The organism is Desulfosoma caldarium (assembly GCF_003751385.1).
In the GTDB taxonomy this organism is placed as follows: Bacteria; Desulfobacterota; Syntrophobacteria; order Syntrophobacterales; family DSM-9756; genus Desulfosoma; species Desulfosoma caldarium.
Window position 1 is genome coordinate 1 of record NZ_RJVA01000010.1, and the last position, 18649, is coordinate 18649.

Consider the following 18649-nt stretch of genomic DNA (forward strand, 5'->3'; position numbering starts at 1 on the left):
TCAAACTCTCCAGTTTTTCCCTTCAACCACACCCCAAAAGGCGCGGTCCCTTTCTCAATGGCCCAGCACGCTCCTCACTATTTAGTTTTCAAAGAACCGGCGCCTGATCGTTGCAGGCAAAGACGCTTTCTACCCGAACCGAGGGCCTTGGTCAAGCTTTTTTTTCGACCCTCACGATCCATCGACGCGTGGCGTCAACGGAAGCCGGATTATAGAGATCGCCCTCGGCATGTCAATGGGTTTTTCTCTCATGCTCGAAAAGCCCGCAAGCCCGCCAAATGCCTTGTCTGAGGCTAGGGATCTCTGCCGTAAAAGAGATCTGTGCCTGAGAGCCTCCTAGACTTGACAAGGCCTTTCCCGCTTCCCTTTGCGGCCCTCCTTGGCCTTGCTTTGGCCTTGGGCGTGGGTTACAAAGCAATCTCTTTTGGGGGCTTTCGGCACACTTGGCCCCGTCGTTCGCGACAGGACGGCGACCATGAATGGAAGGTTTTTTATGAGCATATCGGCAGAAAGGTTACGGCAACTGTGGCGCACACTGGGCAGTGTTCGGCTGGCTCTCTTCCTATTCCTCATCCTTGTCCTGGGATGTATCGTGGGCACCCTGGTTCCTCAGGATCTGAGCGAACGGGAGGTCATGGCGCGATACGGGCCTACGACGGCCCGATGGCTCTTGGCCTTTCAGATTAACGATCTCTATCATTCTTTAGGGTTTCAGGCCCTTTTGGTGGCGCTCAGTGTGAACCTCATCGCCTGCACCCTTCAGCGACTTCCCAAGACGCGAGCACTGCTGCGGGAACGGGGCGACTTTTTGGATCCCGCCAAACTCACTAAGTACAGCCTGCATCGTGTCTTGGATGTGCCTGCAGATTTTACCATGGTGCGCCACGCCTCCGAGACCGTGCTTGGCAGCGCCTTTGGACGCCTGCAGCACCTGCACGCTCCGGCCGACGCGCTGGCGCTGGTCGCCGAAAAGGGCCGCTGGTCCCGCTACATGGTTTACGTTGTTCATATGAGTGTGCTGTGGATTTTCTTCGGTGCCTTGATGGGGTCCCTGTTCGGCTTTAAAGGCATTATGAATGTGGCGGAAGGCGAAACCACTCAGGAGGTTTTCGTGCCCAAGCAGCGCGCGATGATCACCCTGCCCTTTGCGCTACGGTGTGATGATTTTGACGTGAGCTTTTATGAAAACGGCATGCCCAAGGAGTTTCGATCGGACGTGACGGTTCTCGAAGGTGATACGCCCGTTTTGAACGCTTCCGTTCGCGTCAATGACCCCATCACCTATCGCGGCATCACTTTTTACCAGGCCTCTTACGGCGCCCTATTGAAGCGCGCGCGCGTTGCCTTTACCAAGGCCGACGGAGGGGAACGCTTTGAGCTGGACCTGCCCTTTGGGGAAGCTCAGCCCTTTGGAGCCACAGACCGTACGGTGCAACTGGTGGACTTTACCGACGATTTCAGCGGGTTTGGGCCGGCCCTGGCCATCGCCACCTGGAAAGAGAACGAACAACCTTCGGGGACGTGGATTCTCATGAATCATCCCGATTTTCACGGCAATCAACTGCAGGGCTACCGCGTCACCGTGTTGGCGTCGGAGCGAGGCTACTACACGGGATTGCAGGTGAAACGGGATCCCGGCGTGCCGGTGGTTCTTTCCGGCTTTGTGGTGTTGATTGTCGGTCTGTTAAGTACTTTTTACGTCTCCCATAGGAAACTGTACCTGTGGGCGCAACGCAACAATCCCGGCACCACTCTGGTGGTTGCCGCCTGGACTAATAAGAAAAGCCTTGCCTTTGAAAGGGAATTCCAACATCTTTGTGACCGCCTGGCGGACACTTTGCAACGCCGCACACAGGGGAAATAGGGTGCCATGGACAGTTCCGTGCTTCTCGGGATCACCACCTATGCCTATCTTTTGACCACAACCATCTATCTGGCCGGGGTCACGTTTCATAAACCCAAACTACTTACCTGGGCCACGCGCAGTGCGGTCCTGAGTCTTCTCGTCCAAACGGCGGGCATCGCTCTTCGATGGAAAGAATCCTACGACTTGGGTTTCGGCCACGCTCCACTGTCCAATCTCTATGAATCCCTGGTGTTCGGCTCGTGGATTCTTGTCCTCATCTACATCGTTTTTGAGAGAAAAATCGGGCATCGCGCCCTGGGATTTGTGCCGTCGGGCATCGCCTTTTTGGCCATGGCCTATGCTTCTTTTTCTCCGGACGTGGTTTCCAAGATTCAGCCGCTCGTCCCCGCCCTCAAAAGCAATTGGCTCATCGCCCATGTGATCACCTGTTTCATGGGCTACGCCGCTTTTGCCATCTCTTTCGGCTTGAGCCTGACCTACCTATGGCGCCGACGACGGAGGGATCGCCCTTTGGCTGTGCTTTCCACCAGTCTTATTCCCGAAGCTCGCGAATTGGATGAATTCAATTATCAGATGGTTCTTTTCGGCTTTTTTTGGCTTTCCATTGGCATCATTACCGGATCCGTGTGGGCCAATTCGGCGTGGGGATCCTATTGGAGCTGGGATCCCAAGGAAACTTGGTCCCTGATCACATGGCTTATTTATGCCACCGTGCTCCATGCAAGGGCGGTGCGTGGTTGGAGGGGTCCAAGGGTGGCGTGGTTGTCCGTGGTGGGGTTTTGTTCCGTTCTTTTTACGTATTTTGGTGTGAATTTCCTGCTGAGCGGGTTGCACAGTTACGCGACGAAATAAGAGGGCTTCGTGCCTTCGCTCAGGCTTCCTGCGCAAAAAGGAGGCGTTTCATGGTATTCGGGCTCGGCCCCGCCGAACTGCTTGTGGTTTTGGTGGTGGTCCTATTCATCTTTGGTGGAAAACGCCTCGCCGACGTCGGCAAAGCTTTGGGGGAGAGCGTCACGCAGTTCAAGGAGGGTTTGCGTTCAGGAAAACCCGATGTGCGAGACGCCCAGTATCGGCAACTTCCGGAACACGACGGCCTGCCGCCGGAATCACCGGATCGCAAGGGGGTGTGAAATGTTCGGGTTGGGGTTTCAGGAAGTTCTGCTCATTCTCTTCATCGCGCTTATCGTCGTCGGTCCCGGAAAACTGCCGGACCTTGCCCGGGCGCTAGGCCGAGGTTTGGCGGAATTTCGAAAGGCCACCAACGACCTTAAAAGCACCTTTGAACAGGATAGCACGGTGCAGGAATTGAAAAAGGAATTCCGCACGGCGCAGAGCCAGATCATGCTGGACAACCTCAGCGCCTCCATCAAAACGGAAGGCTCCAAAACCGATCCGCCCACGGAAGAAATTTCGCCGAAGGCGCCTTTGGCAGACAAGCCGGCGGCCACCGATACCCCGCAAGAAGCCGCGGTTTCCGAAACCTCTGAAAATCGGAAAGCTTCATGAGCCAGCCTGCCGACAAAATGCCATTCACGGAACATCTGGAGGAGCTGCGACGCCGGCTCATTATCTGTGCCATCGCCGTAGGTGTTGGCTTTGTCATCGCCTATTTTTTTAAAGAAAAAATCTTTGCCTGGCTCATGCGGCCGCTCCTTCAAGCCCTTCCTCAAGACGGCCACCAGAAGCTCATCTACACCGCGCCCCATGAAGCGTTCATGACCTATATCAAGGTGTCTTTTCTCGGAGGCGTCGCTTTGGCGGTGCCGGTCATTCTCTACCAGTTCTGGCGCTTTGTCGCTCCAGGGCTTTATGAACACGAACGCCGGTACCTCTACCCCATCGTCATCCTTTCCACGATCTTTTTCCTCGGGGGCGCCGCTTTTGGCTACCTCGTGGTTTTTCCCTACGGGTTTCAGTTCTTTACTTCCTTCGCCACGGAATTCATTGCGCCTATGATCAGTACCAAGGAATTTCTTTCCTTTGCCACTCGCCTTCTTATCGCCTTTGGTGTGATTTTTGAGTTGCCCTTGGTCACGCTCTTCCTGGCAAAGCTCGGCGTGGTGAAAGCAAGTTTTCTTCAGAAGCAAAGAAAATACGCCATTCTCATCATCTTCATGGGCGGGGCCATTTTGACACCCCCGGACGTCTTCACCCAAATCCTGATGGCCATTCCCTTGCTGATCCTTTACGAAATGAGCGTATGGATCGCGTATTTCTTCGGCAAAAAAGAACAGGCCGAAGAAGGGCATGCGGAAGACTCCTCCACATCCCCCGCCTCGTCGGCCTAAAGGGCTGCAGATGGGGAAGCGTCAAAACTTGGACGGATTCAGCAGCTGACAAAGGAGGCATGCACGGCACCATGGAACCGATCACTTTGGTCATTGCCACGCGAAATCGGGCCAAGTCGTCAGAGATTCGAACTCTTCTGCATGGTTTTCCTGTGGAAATCAAAGACGTGGCGGATTTCGGGCCGATTCCCGAACCTCGAGAGGACGGTCAAACTTTTGAGGAAAACGCGTATAAGAAAGCCCTCTTTACAGCCCGCGTTCTAGGGCTTCCGGCTCTGGCCGATGATTCCGGCTTGGAAGTGGAGGCTCTCGGGGGTGCCCCCGGCGTGCGATCGGCGCGCTACGCCGGCGATCAGGCCACGGATGAAGACAACAATCGCAAGCTTCTTCAAGCCATGAAAGGACAAACCCATCGCAAGGCACGTTTTGTGTGTGTCCTTTCTTTGGCCGTCCCCACGGGCCCGGCCTTGACCTATGAGGCCACGTGCGAAGGGGAAATCACCACGGAACCTCGTGGCCGTTTCGGGTTCGGGTATGATCCCGTGTTTTATTATCCTTCGGCGGGAAAAACCTTTGCGGAAATGACGCCGGAAGAAAAAGCGGCGGTGAGTCATCGCGGCCGAGCTCTTCGAGAATTGCGGGACGAATTTGACAAGGTGCTCGTGTGGCTGCGCCAAAGGCTGGCGGAAGAAAAGAGGCTTCTTTCCGAAGGCATTTGCATGCATGAGCACCCCTAGCGAACCTTCGGTCATGTCCTGGGAGGAATTCAAGGCGAGGGTTCGTGACCGAGTGCATCACTGGCGAGTTTTCGGGCTTCCTGGACGATGGCAGGTGCTTCAAGAGCTAAAAGAGCTTCAAAGGCTTCAAGAGGCCTTGGGCGCCGAAACTCGGCCGCCCCTGAACCGTTTCCCCATGATCTACCTGGCCACCCTTGACGATGGCTGGGGACACGGACTCGATGTCATCGACGCGGCGGCTCGAGCCGTCGGAGCCCCCACGGTGCGGCTGGGTCTCTTGTGTTCCACCGAGCGTATTGTGGACGCCTGTCGCCGAAACCCGCCGCATGTGTTGGGTTTGACGATTCTTCACGCCGACACGGAGTCCGCCGTGAGCGCCGTCGTTCAGGGGCTTCCTTCCGGTGTGACCGTTGTCGCAGGAGGTCCCGTTTTTCGATGGGATCCCGACTTTGCTCAACGCACAGGCCTGGATGCCGTCATTCAGGATGTGGGCGATTTTCTTCAGTGGATTTCCGCACGACTTCCGTAGATTTTTTTCCAGGGCTCCCGCCTCTTTCGCTGCGCGTCGGCAATGCTCAAATAAAGCGCTCCCACGGCCAATTCCGCACAGTGATGTTCATGCTCTGGAAGCGACTCCAAATACTCGATGACCTGTTCGGGGGTCAGGTCCCATGCCGCATCCAAAGTTTTTCCTTCCACCAATTCACAGACCGTGTTGGCGCACGCCACGGTGTTTAAACATCCCTGTACCTGAAAGGACGCACGCCGAATGGTTCCGTCTGCATCGGTGAGGAGAAAAAACTCCACCGTATCTCCGCAGGTTCCCGTCTTTTTGCCATGACCATCGGGACACGCAAGGGTTTCCATGCGATCCGTTCGCAGAGCCATTTCCAAGAACTTTGTCGAGTGATCCTGCCAAAAATCATGACCTTCTTTCTTATGCATCGTCTTGCCACCTCCGCGGGCATCAAGACAACCTTTGGGACCACGAACCGGCCGCACGCGGCCTTTTACTTAGCAGCCGCAAGTCCATTCGTAAAGGGCTCCCTTTGCACCGGCGAAAGCATGAGATAAACTTGAATGTTATCGGTTCAAAGGACCGACCCCCGGGTTGTGGCGTAACACCCCTTACAAAGGAGGCGGGACAATGGCCGGTGAGTTACACCCGATCAAAACCGTGGGCATTCTTACAGGTGGCGGCGATGTCCCTGGGCTCAACCCCTGCATCAAGATTCTGGTATACCGATGCGTCGAAGAAGGCTTCCGCGTGCTGGGTATTCGCCGAGGCTGGGCCGGGCTTCTCGACTACAATCCCGATGATTCGGAAACCTTTTCCCGATGCTTTCAGTGGCTGGAAAAGAACACGGTTCGCACCATCGACCGCACAGGCGGCACCTACCTTCACACCTCTCGAACCAACCCCGCTGCCGTGCGGATCAGAGACGCCCCGCCGTTTTTGGCTTCTCAGTTCAGCGCCGAAGGGGAAAAAAGGGATTTCACAAATCATGTGCTCAACAATTTGGAGAAGCTCGGCGTGGACTGCCTGGTGGCCATTGGCGGAGACGACACGCTGAGTTACGCCGTGCGTTTGCATCAGGAAGGTTTTCGAGTGCTGGCGATTCCCAAAACCATGGACAACGATGTTTTCGGCACCGATTACTGTATCGGGTTTTCCACGGCCGTGACCCGCAGCGTGAATTTTATTCATGCCCTGAGAACGTCCACGGGATCCCACGAACGCATCGGCATTATTGAACTTTTCGGCCGCCATTGCGGAGAAACATCCTTGGTGAGCGCCTATCTTGCGGGAACGGATCGCGCCATCATCAGCGAGGTCCCCTTTGATCCCGAACGACTGGCTACACTGATCATGGAAGACAAGAGGACAAATCCAAGCAATTACGCCATGTTGACCATCAGTGAGGGGGCACGCATGCTGAGCGGCGCGGTTTTGGAGCGCGGTGAGGCGGACGCGTACGGGCACAAAAAGTTGGGTGGCATCGGCCTGGTCACCGGCGAGATTCTCAAAAAGCTAACCGGGCAGGACATCATCTACCAGCAGTTGTCTTACCTCATGCGAAGCGGAGCGCCCGATTCTTTAGATCTCATGGTGGCGGTCAATTTCGCCAACATGGCCGTGGATTTGGCCTTGAGGAAAAACTTCGGGCGCATGGTGGCTCTGAGCAAGGGCATTTATACGGATATGCCGGTGAGCATCGTCGTCTCAGGCCAAAAGCGCGTGGATGTGCACGAACTCTACGATGTGGAAAACTATCGTCCCAAGGTGCGCCACGTCATGGGCAAGCCGATGTTTTTGTATTGATTTCCTCGGAACGGGGCTTTGGGCCGCTTCGAGGCGTGCGGAGCGGCCCCTTTCTTTTAAGACCCTTCGCGATTTCGGGAAGTGACCACAAGGCCCTCTTCGAAAAACAAAGCCTTGATCACTCCTTCCAGGTCCTTGGCAGAAAAATCTCTCGACACTTCAAGCTTTTCCAAAGCTTTTTGCAGGAATCGAACGCCTCGGGCCACGTTCGGCCCGCTGAGGCAACCTCGTACGGAATAGTATCCCCAGATCCTGTAGGGCAGCGCATAGCCTTCCTGCTCGGAGAGCTCCAGAAATTCATACACCTCGCCGTAAGGCGAATGAAAAGGACCCGTAGGAACCTCAATGGGCAAGGGCACCTCTTCGGCGATCACTTCCAGGCCGTGCCGTTCCCGCAAATAGGTCCTCAGGCCCCACACTTCTTCTTCCGTAAGGTAGCGCAAGACCTGTTCCAGGGCTTGGCGCCGTGTGATTTCATCCAGCTTTTCGTAATCCGCCACGAGGCTTTCCATGGCCACCACCGGCTCCGCTCTGTCCAGCCGGTACCAGTCGACTCGAACTCCGTAATAGGTCACATCATCCTTTTCCATTTCCGCAATGGAATAGGCGCGATAAAGCCTCAGGGGCTGTAAGGCTCCGCCTCCAGCTGCGGATTTCCCCCCAGGAAGGACACGAAACCGCCTTTTCATGTCACACCTCCAGCGGCCCAAAAGACCTTTCCCGCTCCATCCCACGCGGGCCAACGGCATGGAACACCGCGGAAACGGCACCCCTGACGGTTTCGTGCCAAGGCCGCCGCGAAATTCATTTTCTTACGGAAAAGAAGGAATCGGACTTGCAGTCCCCCGTCTGTTCCTTGACCGTGCATTCGCTGCAAAACTCCCCATACTCGGGCCGGCTCTGCCTCTTGATAATATCCTGCCCCGTGGGATATTGACTGCAATTGGAACACCAGTGCCACGTTTGACTGTCTTCCTTGCGACGATACACGACCATGAATGCCACCTCCTTGTACCCACACACCGTTGCTGAACGTTATCGCACTGAGACACTCGCCATAAACCTGGGTCGAAGGGTCGACTTAAAGTGTATTTTACCCATTTTAGGCCGTGATGAACACTGGAATGTGCGCTTTTAGGAGGCGCTGCTTTGGCAAAGCAGATTCGCTAACCCATTGATTCCTTTTCCCTTGACAGTGTGTGTGGCGAACGATTAGAAGATTGCGTGCTTCGCCGAAACATTTCGCGAGAGTGGCGGAATTGGCAAACGCACTGGACTTAGGATCCAGCGCCCTCGGGCTTGGGGGTTCGACTCCCCCCTCTCGCACCCGAGCCGCCTATGGTTCCAGATCCGCCAGGAACATGGCACCGTCAGTCAGGTTCGTCTGATTGAGGAAACAACGAAGTTAGCCCCAAAGGGTCTCTAACTTCGTTTCGTTTTTGGGCAAATGCCCGAGCACTGCAATGCAGTGCCAAAAGATTGTCCGGTTCCCTGAGTACAGGGGCCATGAAAGCTCAAGCGAACACAGAAGGAAGGTTTAACCGTGGAAATGAAAGTCACCGTGACCGACCTGGGGCCGACGCAGAAAAAGCTGCTCGTTGTCGTGGAACCTCGTGATGTGAAAAGGTTGTTGGACAAGCGCTACCGGGAGCTCAGCCAACAGGTACGCCTGAAAGGATTTCGCCCCGGCAAGGTCCCTCGAAAGATTCTGGAATCCTATTACGGCAAAACGGTTCAGGGGGAAGTTTCCAACCACATCATTCGAGACACCTATCCGGACGCTTTAAAGCAAACGGAGCTCAAGCCCATGTTGGAAGGCGACGTGGAGGATTATCGGTTTGAGCCCGATGGATCCTTTTCCTATTCCGCCATTGTGGAGGTTCGGCCGGTCTTTGAAGTGAAGGATTATTTGGGGTTGGAGGTGGAAGTGCCTCCCACCGAAGAAATCGGTGACGAACGGGTGGATGAAGAACTAAAAGCCCTGCAGGAAAGGCACGCTGAAGTCCGCTCAGTTCAAGACGACCGGCCTGCGCAGTGGGGAGATTACGTGATCGTGGATCTGGTGCCATCCGTGGACGGCGCCGTCTTTGATAAAGGTGTGCAAAAGAATTTTTACTTGGAACTGGGAACGCACAGGATTCATCCAGACTTTGATGGACACCTCGTGGGGCGTCGTGCCGGTGAGACGGTGGATTGTTCGCTGAATTTTCCCGATGATGCCGCGGTTCGGGATTTCGCGGGCAAGACGGTGCACTTTGAAGTGGCAATCAATGAGATCAAGGAGAAGATTCTGCCCGAGCTGAACGAGGCGTTTGCTCAGAAAGTGGGCGGCTACGCCTCCGTGGAGGCCCTCAAGGATGCCCTTAAGGAAAGGCTTTCGCGAGCCGCCGAACAGGCCACGAAGCAGAGGCTTCGGGCGGCCATTATGGATCAATTGTTGAACATGACCTCCTTTGAGGTTCCCGAAAAAGTAGTGGAACGGGAAGTGAATCGGCGCATACAGCATTTTGTGCATCAAATGACCGCTCAGGGACTCAAGATCGACCCCAGCCGATTTGACACCCCGGAAATTCGAGCCGAACAACGTCCAGAGGCGGAAAAAGCCATTCGCTGGCGTCTGATTGTGGAACAAGTCGCCGCTCAGGAAAACCTGGAACTGAGCGAAGATGAAAAAGAGGCCATCTACTCAGATGTGGCTCGAATGTATCGAACGACGCCGCAGCAGGTGAAGGCGGAATATGCGGACAGTGCCATTGTGATGGAAATGGTCTACCAAAGGTTGGAGGAAAAGGTGTTTAAGCTCCTGGAAGACCACGCCGTCGCCAAGGCCACGACGGCCGAGACGGCGAGTTGAGGTCCGGAGGTACGTTATGTCTTTGATTCCCATTGTCATTGAGCAGAGCAGTCGTGGAGAGAGGGCCTTTGACATATATTCGCGCCTTCTCAGGGACCGCATCATCTTTTTGGGGACGACCATTACCGATGAAGTGGCCAATGTGATCATTGCCCAAATGCTTTTTTTGGAATCCGAAGATCCAGACAAAGACATACATTTCTACATTAATTCCCCTGGCGGACTGGTCACGGCCGGTTTGGCAATTTACGACACCATGCAGTACATCAAGCCCGACGTGTCGACGCTGTGCATGGGGCAGGCAGCGAGCATGGCGGCCGTTCTTTTGGCTGCGGGTGTCAAGGGCAAACGCTACGCCCTGCCTCATGCCCGCATCATGCTTCATCAGCCCATGGGCGGTTTTCAGGGCCAGGCCACGGACGTGGACATTCAGGCTCGAGAAATCCTGCGTCTGCGGGAGGAATTGAATAAGATTCTCACGCACCATACGGGAAAACCTCTGGAGCAAATCGAAAAGGATACGGATCGGGATTTCTACATGTCGGGAGTTCAGGCCAGGGATTACGGCCTGGTGGATGAAGTGATTGTTCGGCGCATGGAAGGCCCCACTGAAGCTCCGCAACCCGCCTAAACCTCGACGGACGGCGTCGGCCGTGCACCATGGGTTCTCTCGTAGTGAGGCGCGCGGGTGCGCGGTCCGTCGAATCCTTGAGAAAATCCTTATCCAATTCTTTTTGACCGCCTTTTTCACGGTCCACTCCCACATCGGCGGCGCCTCTTTTGGCTCATTTTTTGCTCTAGTTTGGTTGCACGGGTGAAGAGCCGTTGATAGGATTCGGAATAGGCGTTATCATAAAGCGACCATCCAGCACATGGGGCTGGCGATCTTAAAAGAAGCGTTTTCAGGGTCAGGGAGCGTTCGGCAATGGGAGCGCAAAAGAGATCCCTGGCATCAATGGAGGAGGTAGTCCATGGCTAAGAAACGTGATGAGCGAACGGGAGAGCTGCGATGCTCTTTTTGCGGAAAGAGCCAAAACGAGGTCAAGAAATTGATCGCCGGTCCGACCGTCTACATCTGCGATGAATGTGTGGAACTCTGTAATGACATCATCGCCGAAGAATACGAGCGGGATGAGGTGAATCGAGCGACCCAGATCCCAAAGCCTGCGGAAATCAAGGCGGCTCTTGACCAGTATGTCATCGGCCAGGAGCGGGCCAAGAAAATTCTTTCCGTGGCGGTACACAACCATTACAAGCGCATTGAGCTTCGCCCGGACAAGAAAGACGATGTGGAGCTGCAAAAGAGCAACATTCTGATGATTGGGCCCACCGGGTCAGGCAAGACCCTGTTGGCTCAGACTTTGGCCAAGATACTTCAAGTGCCTTTTACCATCGCCGACGCCACGACCCTGACGGAAGCGGGCTATGTGGGTGAGGATGTGGAAAATATTTTGGTGAGCCTCATTCAAGCGGCGGACTATGACATCGAGAGGGCCTCGCGGGGGATCGTCTACATTGACGAAATCGATAAGACCGCTAAGAAGTCCGACAGCCCCTCTATTACCCGGGATGTGTCTGGAGAGGGTGTGCAGCAGGCGCTGCTTAAAATTTTGGAAGGCACCGTGGCCAATGTGCCTCCAAAGGGCGGCCGAAAACATCCCCAGCAAGAATTCATCAAGATCGACACCACCAACATTTTGTTCATTTGTGGCGGCGCCTTCAACCACCTGGAAGGCATCATCAAATCGCGAATAGGCGTCAAGGGTCTCGGTTTTGCGGCCGATATCAAGAGTAAGGATGAAAAGAATATTGGTGAGACCCTGTGCCAGGTTCAGCCGGAAGATCTGATTAAGTTCGGCTTGATTCCCGAATTTGTGGGTCGCCTTCCGGTTATTGCCACGCTGGGTGAACTGACCGAGGAGGAACTCATTCAGATCCTCACAGAACCGCGCAACGCGCTGGTGAAGCAGTATCGAAAACTGTTTGAAATGGAAAACGTGAAGCTGCGTTTCACGGAAGGGGCTCTGCGAGCCATTGCCAAGGAAGCGCTTCGGCGAAAGTCGGGGGCGCGAGGTCTACGATCCATCATGGAAAACATCATGCTGGATGTCATGTACGACCTACCTTCACAGACCGATGTGGAGGAGTGCGTAGTTAACGAAGAGGTCGTGACCAACAACGACCGGCCTATTTTGCTTTATCACAGCCAGAGTCGCGAATCGGCTTAGAAAGGAATTAGGAAAAGCGGTTGCCTATGTTGGAAAGAATTCGCAAGAAAGACCATTCTTTGACATCGAGCCGATCGGTGCTCATCCCCTTACTTCCACTGCGGGACATCGTGGTCTACCCCGCCATGGTGGTGCCTCTTTTTGTTGGCCGAGACAAGTCGGTAAACGCCTTGGAAAAGGCCATGCATTCCGACAAGAAAATCCTACTCGCCGCTCAAAAAAATGCCAAGACGGACAACCCCGGGCCTGGTGACATCTATCGCATCGGAACGGTAGCCACGATCTTACAGTTGTTGCGCTTGCCTGACGGCACGGTCAAAGTGTTGGTGGAAGGCGAACATCGGTGTCGCATCGTCGAATACTTATCCCAGCCCGACGCCTTTTACGTGAAGGCGGAATCCTTGGATGAAACTTTTGAGGCGGATCCCACGGAAGTGGAGGCTCTGCGGCGTGGTGTGCGCACGTCCTTTGCGGCGTATGCCAAGCACAACAAGAAGATCACGCAGGAAATTTTGGACGCGATCAACGACACAGACGATCCGTCTCGACTGGCCGACACGGTGGCGGCTTACATGCCTTTTAAAATTGAGACCAAGCAAAAGCTTCTCGAGATCGCGGATCCCGTGCGGCGATTGGAAAAGCTTTTTGGTTACATTCGAGCGGAAATCGAGATCATCAAGACGGAGGAACGCATCAAGGGCCGGGTCAAGAAACAGATGGAAAAGACCCAGCGCGAATACTATCTCAACGAGCAGATGCGGGCCATCCAAAAGGAAATGGGCGAAAAGGACGACTTTAAGTCCGAACTGGAAGAACTGGAAAAGCGCATTAAGAAAAAACGGCTCAGCAAGGAAGCAGCCTCCAAGGTGCGGCACGAGTTCAAGAAACTCAAACTCATGTCTCCCATGAGTGCGGAAGCCACGGTGGTGCGCAATTACATCGACTGGATTCTGTCCTTGCCCTGGTGTGAAAAAACGAAGGACAAGCTGGACATCGACCAGGCCGCCGCCGTGTTGGACGAAGACCACTACGGCTTGGAAAAGCCCAAGCAGCGCATCCTGGAGTATTTGGCCGTACAATCTTTAGTGAAGAAGATCAGGGGCCCCATTCTCTGTTTTGTGGGACCTCCCGGCGTCGGCAAAACATCCCTGGCTCGTTCCATCGCTCGCGCCATGAACCGGAATTTCGTGCGGTTGTCGTTGGGAGGCGTGCGCGACGAGGCGGAAATTCGAGGACATCGGCGGACGTACATCGGAGCCATGCCGGGCAAGATCATACAAAGCCTGCGCAAGGTCAAAAGCAACAACCCGGTGTTTTGCCTTGATGAAATCGACAAGATGACCATGGACTTTCGCGGCGATCCCGCGGCGGCGTTGTTGGAAGTGCTGGATCCGGAACAGAATTACGCCTTCAACGATCATTATCTGGATTTGGATTTTGACCTGTCCTCGGTGTTTTTTATCACCACTGCCAATACGCTGCATTCCATTCCCCTGCCCTTGCAGGATCGCATGGAAATCATTCGATTGCCGGGTTACACGGAAATCGAAAAACTCCAGATTGCCAAGGGTTTTTTGGTGCCAAAGCAGTGCGAGGCCAACGGCATCACGCAGGAGAACGTGGTTTTTTCCGATGACATAATTTTGCGCATCATTCGCCACTACACCAAGGAGGCCGGCGTGCGCAATCTGGAGCGGGAAATCGCCTCCATTTGTCGCAAGGTGGCCAAAGAAGTGGTGCAAAGCGGCCCGCAAACCCGCGTTGTACTCACAGAAGAGATTCTTCAGGAATACTTGGGGGTGCCCAAGTTCCGATATGGTCGAGCGGAAGAACGCGATGAGGTGGGTTTGGCTATCGGGTTGGCCTGGACCGAATTTGGGGGAGATCTTCTGGGCATCGAGACGGTGATCATGCCGGGCAAGGGCAAAATCATCATCACGGGAAAACTTGGCGATGTGATGCAGGAATCCGCTCAAGCCGCCTTCAGTTACGTGCGCTCTCGGGCGGAATGTTTGGGCATTCCGAAGGATTTCTATGAAAAAACAGACCTGCACGTCCACGTGCCGGAAGGGGCCATTCCCAAGGACGGCCCTTCGGCCGGAATCACCATGGCCACGTCCATGGTTTCTGCCTTGACCAAGATTCCGGTGCGCAGTGACGTGGCCATGACGGGCGAGATCACTCTTCGCGGCCGCGTTTTGCCCATCGGAGGCCTTAAGGAAAAGATTCTTGCGGCCCACCGAGGCCTCATCAAGACGGTGCTCATCCCAGAAGAAAACGCCAAAGATCTTCGGGACATTCCGGCCAAGATTCTTGAAGAGGTGAACGTGGAACTGGTCGGCCACATGGATGACGTGCTCCGAAAGGCGCTGGTCCTGGACGATCCGGAACGGCTTTTCACGAACGCGCCGCCCCCGGCGGAACCCGTGTTCTTTGGTGCCGATCCGGTGCCGTGCCCCGATGACATTCACGCCCACTGAAGCCTCCCAAAAAGGGCTTGACATGGCCGGGGGTCATCAGCTACTAAGGGGCCTCACGCAAGGGCGAGGCCGACAGGATCCCGACGGAATTTTGGGGGCGGATAGCTCAGGTGGGAGAGCATCGGCCTTACAAGCCGGGGGTCGCAGGTTCGAGCCCTGTTCCGCCCACCATATCACAAGGGGACGTAGTTAAGACGGTTATAACGCCGGCCTGTCACGCCGGAGGCCGCCGGTTCAAGTCCGGTCGTCCCCGCCAGAAATCGAAAAAGGCTTTACCGATGGGTAAAGCCTTTTTTGTTCCAACCATCCCGCCCCGACTCCAACCGAAAGAACAAGATGACCATGAAGGAACCTTGCCCTCCCAACAAACTGGACATTCGTTCGACGGGGTGGCTTTGACCAGGTGGAGATGAGTTCCGGAGCGGCGCTGCTCGCCCTGGATCAACTGGACCAAAAACTCTGGACCGCTCTCAGCTGTCTCACCCATGGGCTCTAACTCGACGAGGACACACTCCGCCTTATCGATCCTGACGCAGACGGGCGCATTCGCGTTCCTCAGCTGATCGACGCCGTCAAGCAGTCAGAAAAGTTTTTAAAAGATCCGGACGATCTTCTGAAAGGCTCCTCCCACCTCTCCCTTGACGCCATAGACGACAGCTGCGAGGAAGGGGCGCAGATTCTCAAGTCGGCTGGCGGATTTTAATTAACCTGGGAAAACCCGACGCCACGCTCATCACTGCTGAAGATACGGCCAACCGATCTCAGATTTTTCCGTACACGCCCTTTAACGGAGACGGGACTATCTGTCCCGGATCCGCTGAAGATGAAGTGGCGGCTCAAGCCGTTCGGGACGTGATGGAGTGCACGGGAAGCGATATGGATCGAAGCGCCGGCCCGGTATCGGTGAAGACACGTGAACGCCTTCTTTGCGGGAGCGTAAGCCTACCTAAATCGGTGGACAGGGTCCCAGGTAGCCTTGGCCCCCCCATGTCTTCCTTGGGCAATACTATCGAAGACATGGCGGCCTTTTTTGGAGCCGTTCGACCCAAGATCGAGGACTATTTCGTGCAGTGCCATCTGGCCTGTTATTATGACGATTGGGCCTTGGAGCACCTTAATCCCTCGGTAACTGGGAACCAGACCTTGACGACAAAAACTCTGTCTGTGATCCTGGAGGATGTGGCGACCTTGCCTCTGGCCCGCAGTGCCTCGGACACCTCCCTTCCCCTCACGGACGGGGTCAATCTCGCCTGGGCGAGCTCGCTGGACCAATTTCGGTTGACTACTGTGGGGCCTTCGCTTGGAGAGCAAACCCACTTGTCCTATGAGGACTGGGAGAATCTTTGTGCCCGATTTGACGCTTTGGACGCGTGGCTTACGGTTAAGAAGGAGGGCGGTTGTGGATAACATAAAAGCCCACAGTGCCATGGCAAGCCTTGGCCGAACCTTTGTGGCCTACTGTCCTTGCAAGCACCGGGGCGACCGCGATGTCATGAACATCGAGGCCGCATTCACCGATAGAGATGCCAATAACCTTCGCGATGGACGAAACGGCATCTTTTAGGATCAACTGGGCCGTGACGAGGACGCCACCATTGTGTGTGAAGATTGGGAACACCCCATCAGCTTTCGCCAGGCTTTTTGGGGCAACCTATATGCGCTTTGTCCGCGTGGTGGCCGAGCAGATGGAAAAGTTTACGGCATCCAAAGAAAGAGGCGCGAACTTCATGGTTTTCTCAACGGCCGCCACAGTCACCCCACCCAGGCGGCGCGGCACCGCCCTTTGACATCGGCAAATTTGCGGGCATCTTGCCGCCATCGTATTGGGTGTTGAAGCCTTGGGCACGGCTTTGGCTTTCTTCATGACCGGTTTGATGACTCTTCGATGGTAGCCCATTCACTTGGCCCTGGCCGGCCTCGTGTTGGTCATCTCCGGCCCATCCACGATCATCGCATGGCTTAAATTGCGCCAGCGAAACCTCGAGCTCATCTTGGATGCCTGCGGCCGGGCCGCGAACGCCCGCGCCAAACCGAACACTCCGTTCGGGAAAACCCCCACCGGCATGCCCAGGCTTCCCGAAGGCGCTCAGCGAACCATGGAAGATCCGCACGCGGAAAAGACCAAACCGTGGAAACTGGGGCTGCTTCTTGCCGCATTGCCGGCCGCCGCAGTGATCGTGTAAAAGAGGGGCAACTTTGCGCCAAAGCCCCCTAAAGAAAAACCCCAACCGGCCATCACCGCTCCGGCTGGGCAGGCCAAAGTTTCAGTCCCCTTGCCGAGCGTTGCCCCTTCGACACCGTCATCCGCGCCAGCAGATCCGTCCATAGCTCCATGAGGTCATGAAGCTCCATCGGGGCAGAGCGAAGAGGGGTACCCTTCGCGCTGCCCCCCATGACCGATAAGTTCTCTCAACGGTCGGGCTCCTCTTCCGAGCCGTTGCCTCTCATCACACCAAACCTTTGTCAGCACGACTTTGGGGGTCATGGGCGAAAAAGTTTGTGCATCACTCGGTAAATCTCGTTGCAGGACCAGACGGGGACGCCGCGCGATGAAGGATTCCTCAAAGGCTCCAAAAGGCTCAGGGCTCGCTCACGGTCTTCGACCGTCAGTTCTTTCACTGTCCTTTGGGCCAGCGAATTTTCCACGTCGCCGGAGATACCTAGAACAAGTGCAAGGGTTTCCAACATGCCGGCCAAGGGGCGGCCCCGCACTCGGCCATCTCCATCCAGGTCCACAAAGGGATCCTGAGCGGCGATGTCATTGAGCGTGGCGGCACTGAGCAATGGGGCATTCCACCCATAACCACTTTGCAGGATCGAAAGGAACTCGTTGGCCACCAGAGCATGGCCAATATTGGAAGGATGTACCCCATCCAGGCTAAAAAGCCCGCCCAAATACCGCCGCGTGATGGGCACTCCTGCATAGATGGGAGGATTCAGAGCATATTCTCTAAATTTTTCCGCAATGTTCACCACCGGAAACCCGAATTCTTGGGCCACTTCTTGAATAATGCCGTTTAAGGCGTGGGTACGTTCCTCGATCAGAGCGACCTCCGTTTCGTCCAGCACATAGTCGGCATTTTGAAAAAGGTTTATGTCTTCAAAACCCAGCAGGATCATGAAAAGAGCGGCTAGAGTGGTTCGGGAGCCTTCGGGGAGATATTTCCCAGGGCCAAGAAACCGTTCCAGGTCCTCGTTGTCCAAGAGAAAGGCGATGTCAGTCACATTGGGAATGTTCGCCAGCACCACACGGCGAGCACTTCCGTGAAGGCGAAACAGAAGTTCCCGATAGTTGGCTTCAAAGTCTTGCGGTGAAGTCATGAACAATGGAAGCTGGGACACATTCAATTGGTCGTAGGCAAGCACGGCGGACAGAACATCGTTGCTCCCGATCCAGCAGAGCACGGTTTCAGGCTCGATGGCTTCCACGATCTCGATCTGGCTACCGGTTCTGGGAAAAAGCACCAGTTCCGTCTCGCTGGCGATGGCTCGAGGCGATCTGGCCAGTGCGCGATCATGAAGAATCGACCAGGAGTCGGCACCGGAGACGGCCAGATTTGCGGTTTTCGTGTAAGGAAACAGACGATGGCGAACGGAAGTGTCGCCCACGACGCCCAGAGGGCCGCTGACAATGTAGGGCAAGGTGAGATGCAGCCTCGCCTGTCGACTCACCCAAACCCCGTAACTGTAACGCTGGGTGCGCAGATTGGCATCCCCCGACTGCACGCCTTCTCCAAGGCTGTCTCCCATGATCACCAAGGGCGATCCCGCCCACGTCACCCGCAAATTTCCGGGCACCATTCCTGCCCATCCCATAAGACAGGCAACAACAACGAACCAACACACTTTTGGCTTCATTTGAGGCTCCTCCT

The 18649-nt window shown here is 55.3% G+C and carries 19 protein-coding genes and 3 tRNA genes; 18 read left to right on the forward strand and 4 right to left on the reverse strand.

Annotated features, from left to right (window positions below; translation table 11 throughout):
- Positions 1-493 precede the first annotated feature (493 nt).
- From resB to EDC27_RS03110, 7 genes are all read left to right on the forward strand, one after another.
- Complete coding sequence (resB, locus tag EDC27_RS03080; protein ID WP_170161545.1) at positions 494-1864, forward strand: cytochrome c biogenesis protein ResB; 1371 nt, start codon at positions 494-496, stop codon at positions 1862-1864.
- A 6-nt stretch (positions 1865-1870) separates the two neighbouring features.
- Positions 1871-2719, forward strand: a complete 849-nt coding sequence (gene ccsB, locus EDC27_RS03085) for a c-type cytochrome biogenesis protein CcsB (RefSeq protein WP_123289169.1) — start codon at positions 1871-1873, stop codon at positions 2717-2719.
- A 50-nt stretch (positions 2720-2769) separates the two neighbouring features.
- Entirely contained in the window at positions 2770-2997 is a 228-nt protein-coding gene (locus EDC27_RS03090) for a twin-arginine translocase TatA/TatE family subunit (RefSeq protein ID WP_123289170.1), read from the forward strand.
- A 1-nt stretch (position 2998) separates the two neighbouring features.
- Entirely contained in the window at positions 2999-3373 is a 375-nt protein-coding gene (tatB, locus tag EDC27_RS03095) for a Sec-independent protein translocase protein TatB (RefSeq protein ID WP_123289171.1), read from the forward strand.
- On the forward strand, positions 3370-4155 hold the full coding sequence (gene tatC / locus EDC27_RS03100; RefSeq protein ID WP_123289172.1) for a twin-arginine translocase subunit TatC: 786 nt from the start codon (positions 3370-3372) through the stop codon (positions 4153-4155). Before tatB ends, tatC begins: the two co-directional genes overlap by 4 nt.
- Positions 4156-4226: 71 nt before the next feature.
- Complete coding sequence (locus EDC27_RS03105) at positions 4227-4892, forward strand: XTP/dITP diphosphatase (RefSeq protein ID WP_123289650.1); 666 nt, start codon at positions 4227-4229, stop codon at positions 4890-4892.
- The gene (locus EDC27_RS03110) at positions 4879-5421 is read left to right on the forward strand and encodes a cobalamin-dependent protein (protein WP_123289173.1); all 543 of its coding nucleotides are present in this window, start codon (positions 4879-4881) and stop codon (positions 5419-5421) included. The genes EDC27_RS03105 and EDC27_RS03110 overlap by 14 nt, the downstream gene beginning before the upstream one ends.
- Here the strand turns inward: EDC27_RS03110 and EDC27_RS03115 are convergent.
- Complete coding sequence (locus EDC27_RS03115; protein WP_123289174.1) at positions 5394-5837, reverse strand: iron-sulfur cluster assembly scaffold protein; 444 nt, start codon at positions 5835-5837, stop codon at positions 5394-5396. The genes EDC27_RS03110 and EDC27_RS03115 overlap by 28 nt on opposite strands.
- A gap of 202 nt (positions 5838-6039) precedes the next feature.
- Between EDC27_RS03115 and EDC27_RS03120 the strand changes: the two genes are divergently transcribed.
- A complete protein-coding gene (locus EDC27_RS03120) occupies positions 6040-7215 on the forward strand; it encodes a 6-phosphofructokinase (protein WP_123289175.1) in 1176 nt (391 codons plus the stop codon).
- A 56-nt stretch (positions 7216-7271) separates the two neighbouring features.
- On the opposite strand, the gene EDC27_RS03125 is transcribed toward EDC27_RS03120, so the two are convergent.
- Together EDC27_RS03125 and EDC27_RS03130 are read right to left on the reverse strand one after the other, a co-directional pair.
- The gene (locus tag EDC27_RS03125; RefSeq protein ID WP_148045667.1) at positions 7272-7904 is read right to left on the reverse strand and encodes a hypothetical protein; all 633 of its coding nucleotides are present in this window, start codon (positions 7902-7904) and stop codon (positions 7272-7274) included.
- A gap of 115 nt (positions 7905-8019) precedes the next feature.
- A complete protein-coding gene (locus EDC27_RS03130; protein ID WP_123289177.1) occupies positions 8020-8211 on the reverse strand; it encodes a hypothetical protein in 192 nt (63 codons plus the stop codon).
- Positions 8212-8459: 248 nt separating this feature from the next.
- On the opposite strand from EDC27_RS03130, the gene EDC27_RS03135 reads away from it, so the two are divergent.
- The 10 genes from EDC27_RS03135 (at position 8460) to EDC27_RS03180 (ending at position 16960) form a co-directional block, all read left to right on the forward strand.
- A tRNA-Leu gene (locus EDC27_RS03135) sits at positions 8460-8541 on the forward strand.
- 223 nt (positions 8542-8764) lie between these two features.
- On the forward strand, positions 8765-10069 hold the full coding sequence (tig, locus tag EDC27_RS03140; RefSeq protein ID WP_245994283.1) for a trigger factor: 1305 nt from the start codon (positions 8765-8767) through the stop codon (positions 10067-10069).
- A gap of 16 nt (positions 10070-10085) precedes the next feature.
- Entirely contained in the window at positions 10086-10700 is a 615-nt protein-coding gene (gene clpP / locus EDC27_RS03145; protein ID WP_123289179.1) for an ATP-dependent Clp endopeptidase proteolytic subunit ClpP, read from the forward strand.
- Between the two features lie 340 nt (positions 10701-11040).
- Positions 11041-12297 carry an ATP-dependent Clp protease ATP-binding subunit ClpX gene (clpX, locus tag EDC27_RS03150; protein ID WP_123289180.1) on the forward strand — a complete coding sequence of 419 codons (1257 nt, stop codon included), beginning with the start codon at positions 11041-11043 and terminating at the stop codon, positions 12295-12297.
- A gap of 26 nt (positions 12298-12323) precedes the next feature.
- Positions 12324-14777, forward strand: a complete 2454-nt coding sequence (gene lon, locus EDC27_RS03155) for an endopeptidase La (RefSeq protein ID WP_123289181.1) — start codon at positions 12324-12326, stop codon at positions 14775-14777.
- A 95-nt stretch (positions 14778-14872) separates the two neighbouring features.
- A tRNA-Val gene (locus tag EDC27_RS03160) sits at positions 14873-14948 on the forward strand.
- Between the two features lie 8 nt (positions 14949-14956).
- A tRNA-Asp gene (locus EDC27_RS03165) sits at positions 14957-15033 on the forward strand.
- A gap of 731 nt (positions 15034-15764) precedes the next feature.
- Positions 15765-16184, forward strand: coding sequence for a hypothetical protein (locus EDC27_RS03170; RefSeq protein ID WP_123289182.1), 420 nt, complete (start codon positions 15765-15767; stop codon positions 16182-16184).
- Positions 16177-16341 (forward strand): hypothetical protein, encoded by a 165-nt coding sequence (locus EDC27_RS15890; protein ID WP_170161546.1) that lies wholly within the window; start codon positions 16177-16179, stop codon positions 16339-16341. The genes EDC27_RS03170 and EDC27_RS15890 overlap by 8 nt, the downstream gene beginning before the upstream one ends.
- 337 nt (positions 16342-16678) lie before the next feature.
- Positions 16679-16960 (forward strand): hypothetical protein, encoded by a 282-nt coding sequence (locus tag EDC27_RS03180; protein ID WP_123289184.1) that lies wholly within the window; start codon positions 16679-16681, stop codon positions 16958-16960.
- 298 nt (positions 16961-17258) lie between these two features.
- On the opposite strand, the gene EDC27_RS03185 is transcribed toward EDC27_RS03180, so the two are convergent.
- Entirely contained in the window at positions 17259-18635 is a 1377-nt protein-coding gene (locus EDC27_RS03185; RefSeq protein ID WP_170161547.1) for an SGNH/GDSL hydrolase family protein, read from the reverse strand.
- Positions 18636-18649: the final 14 nt, after the last annotated feature.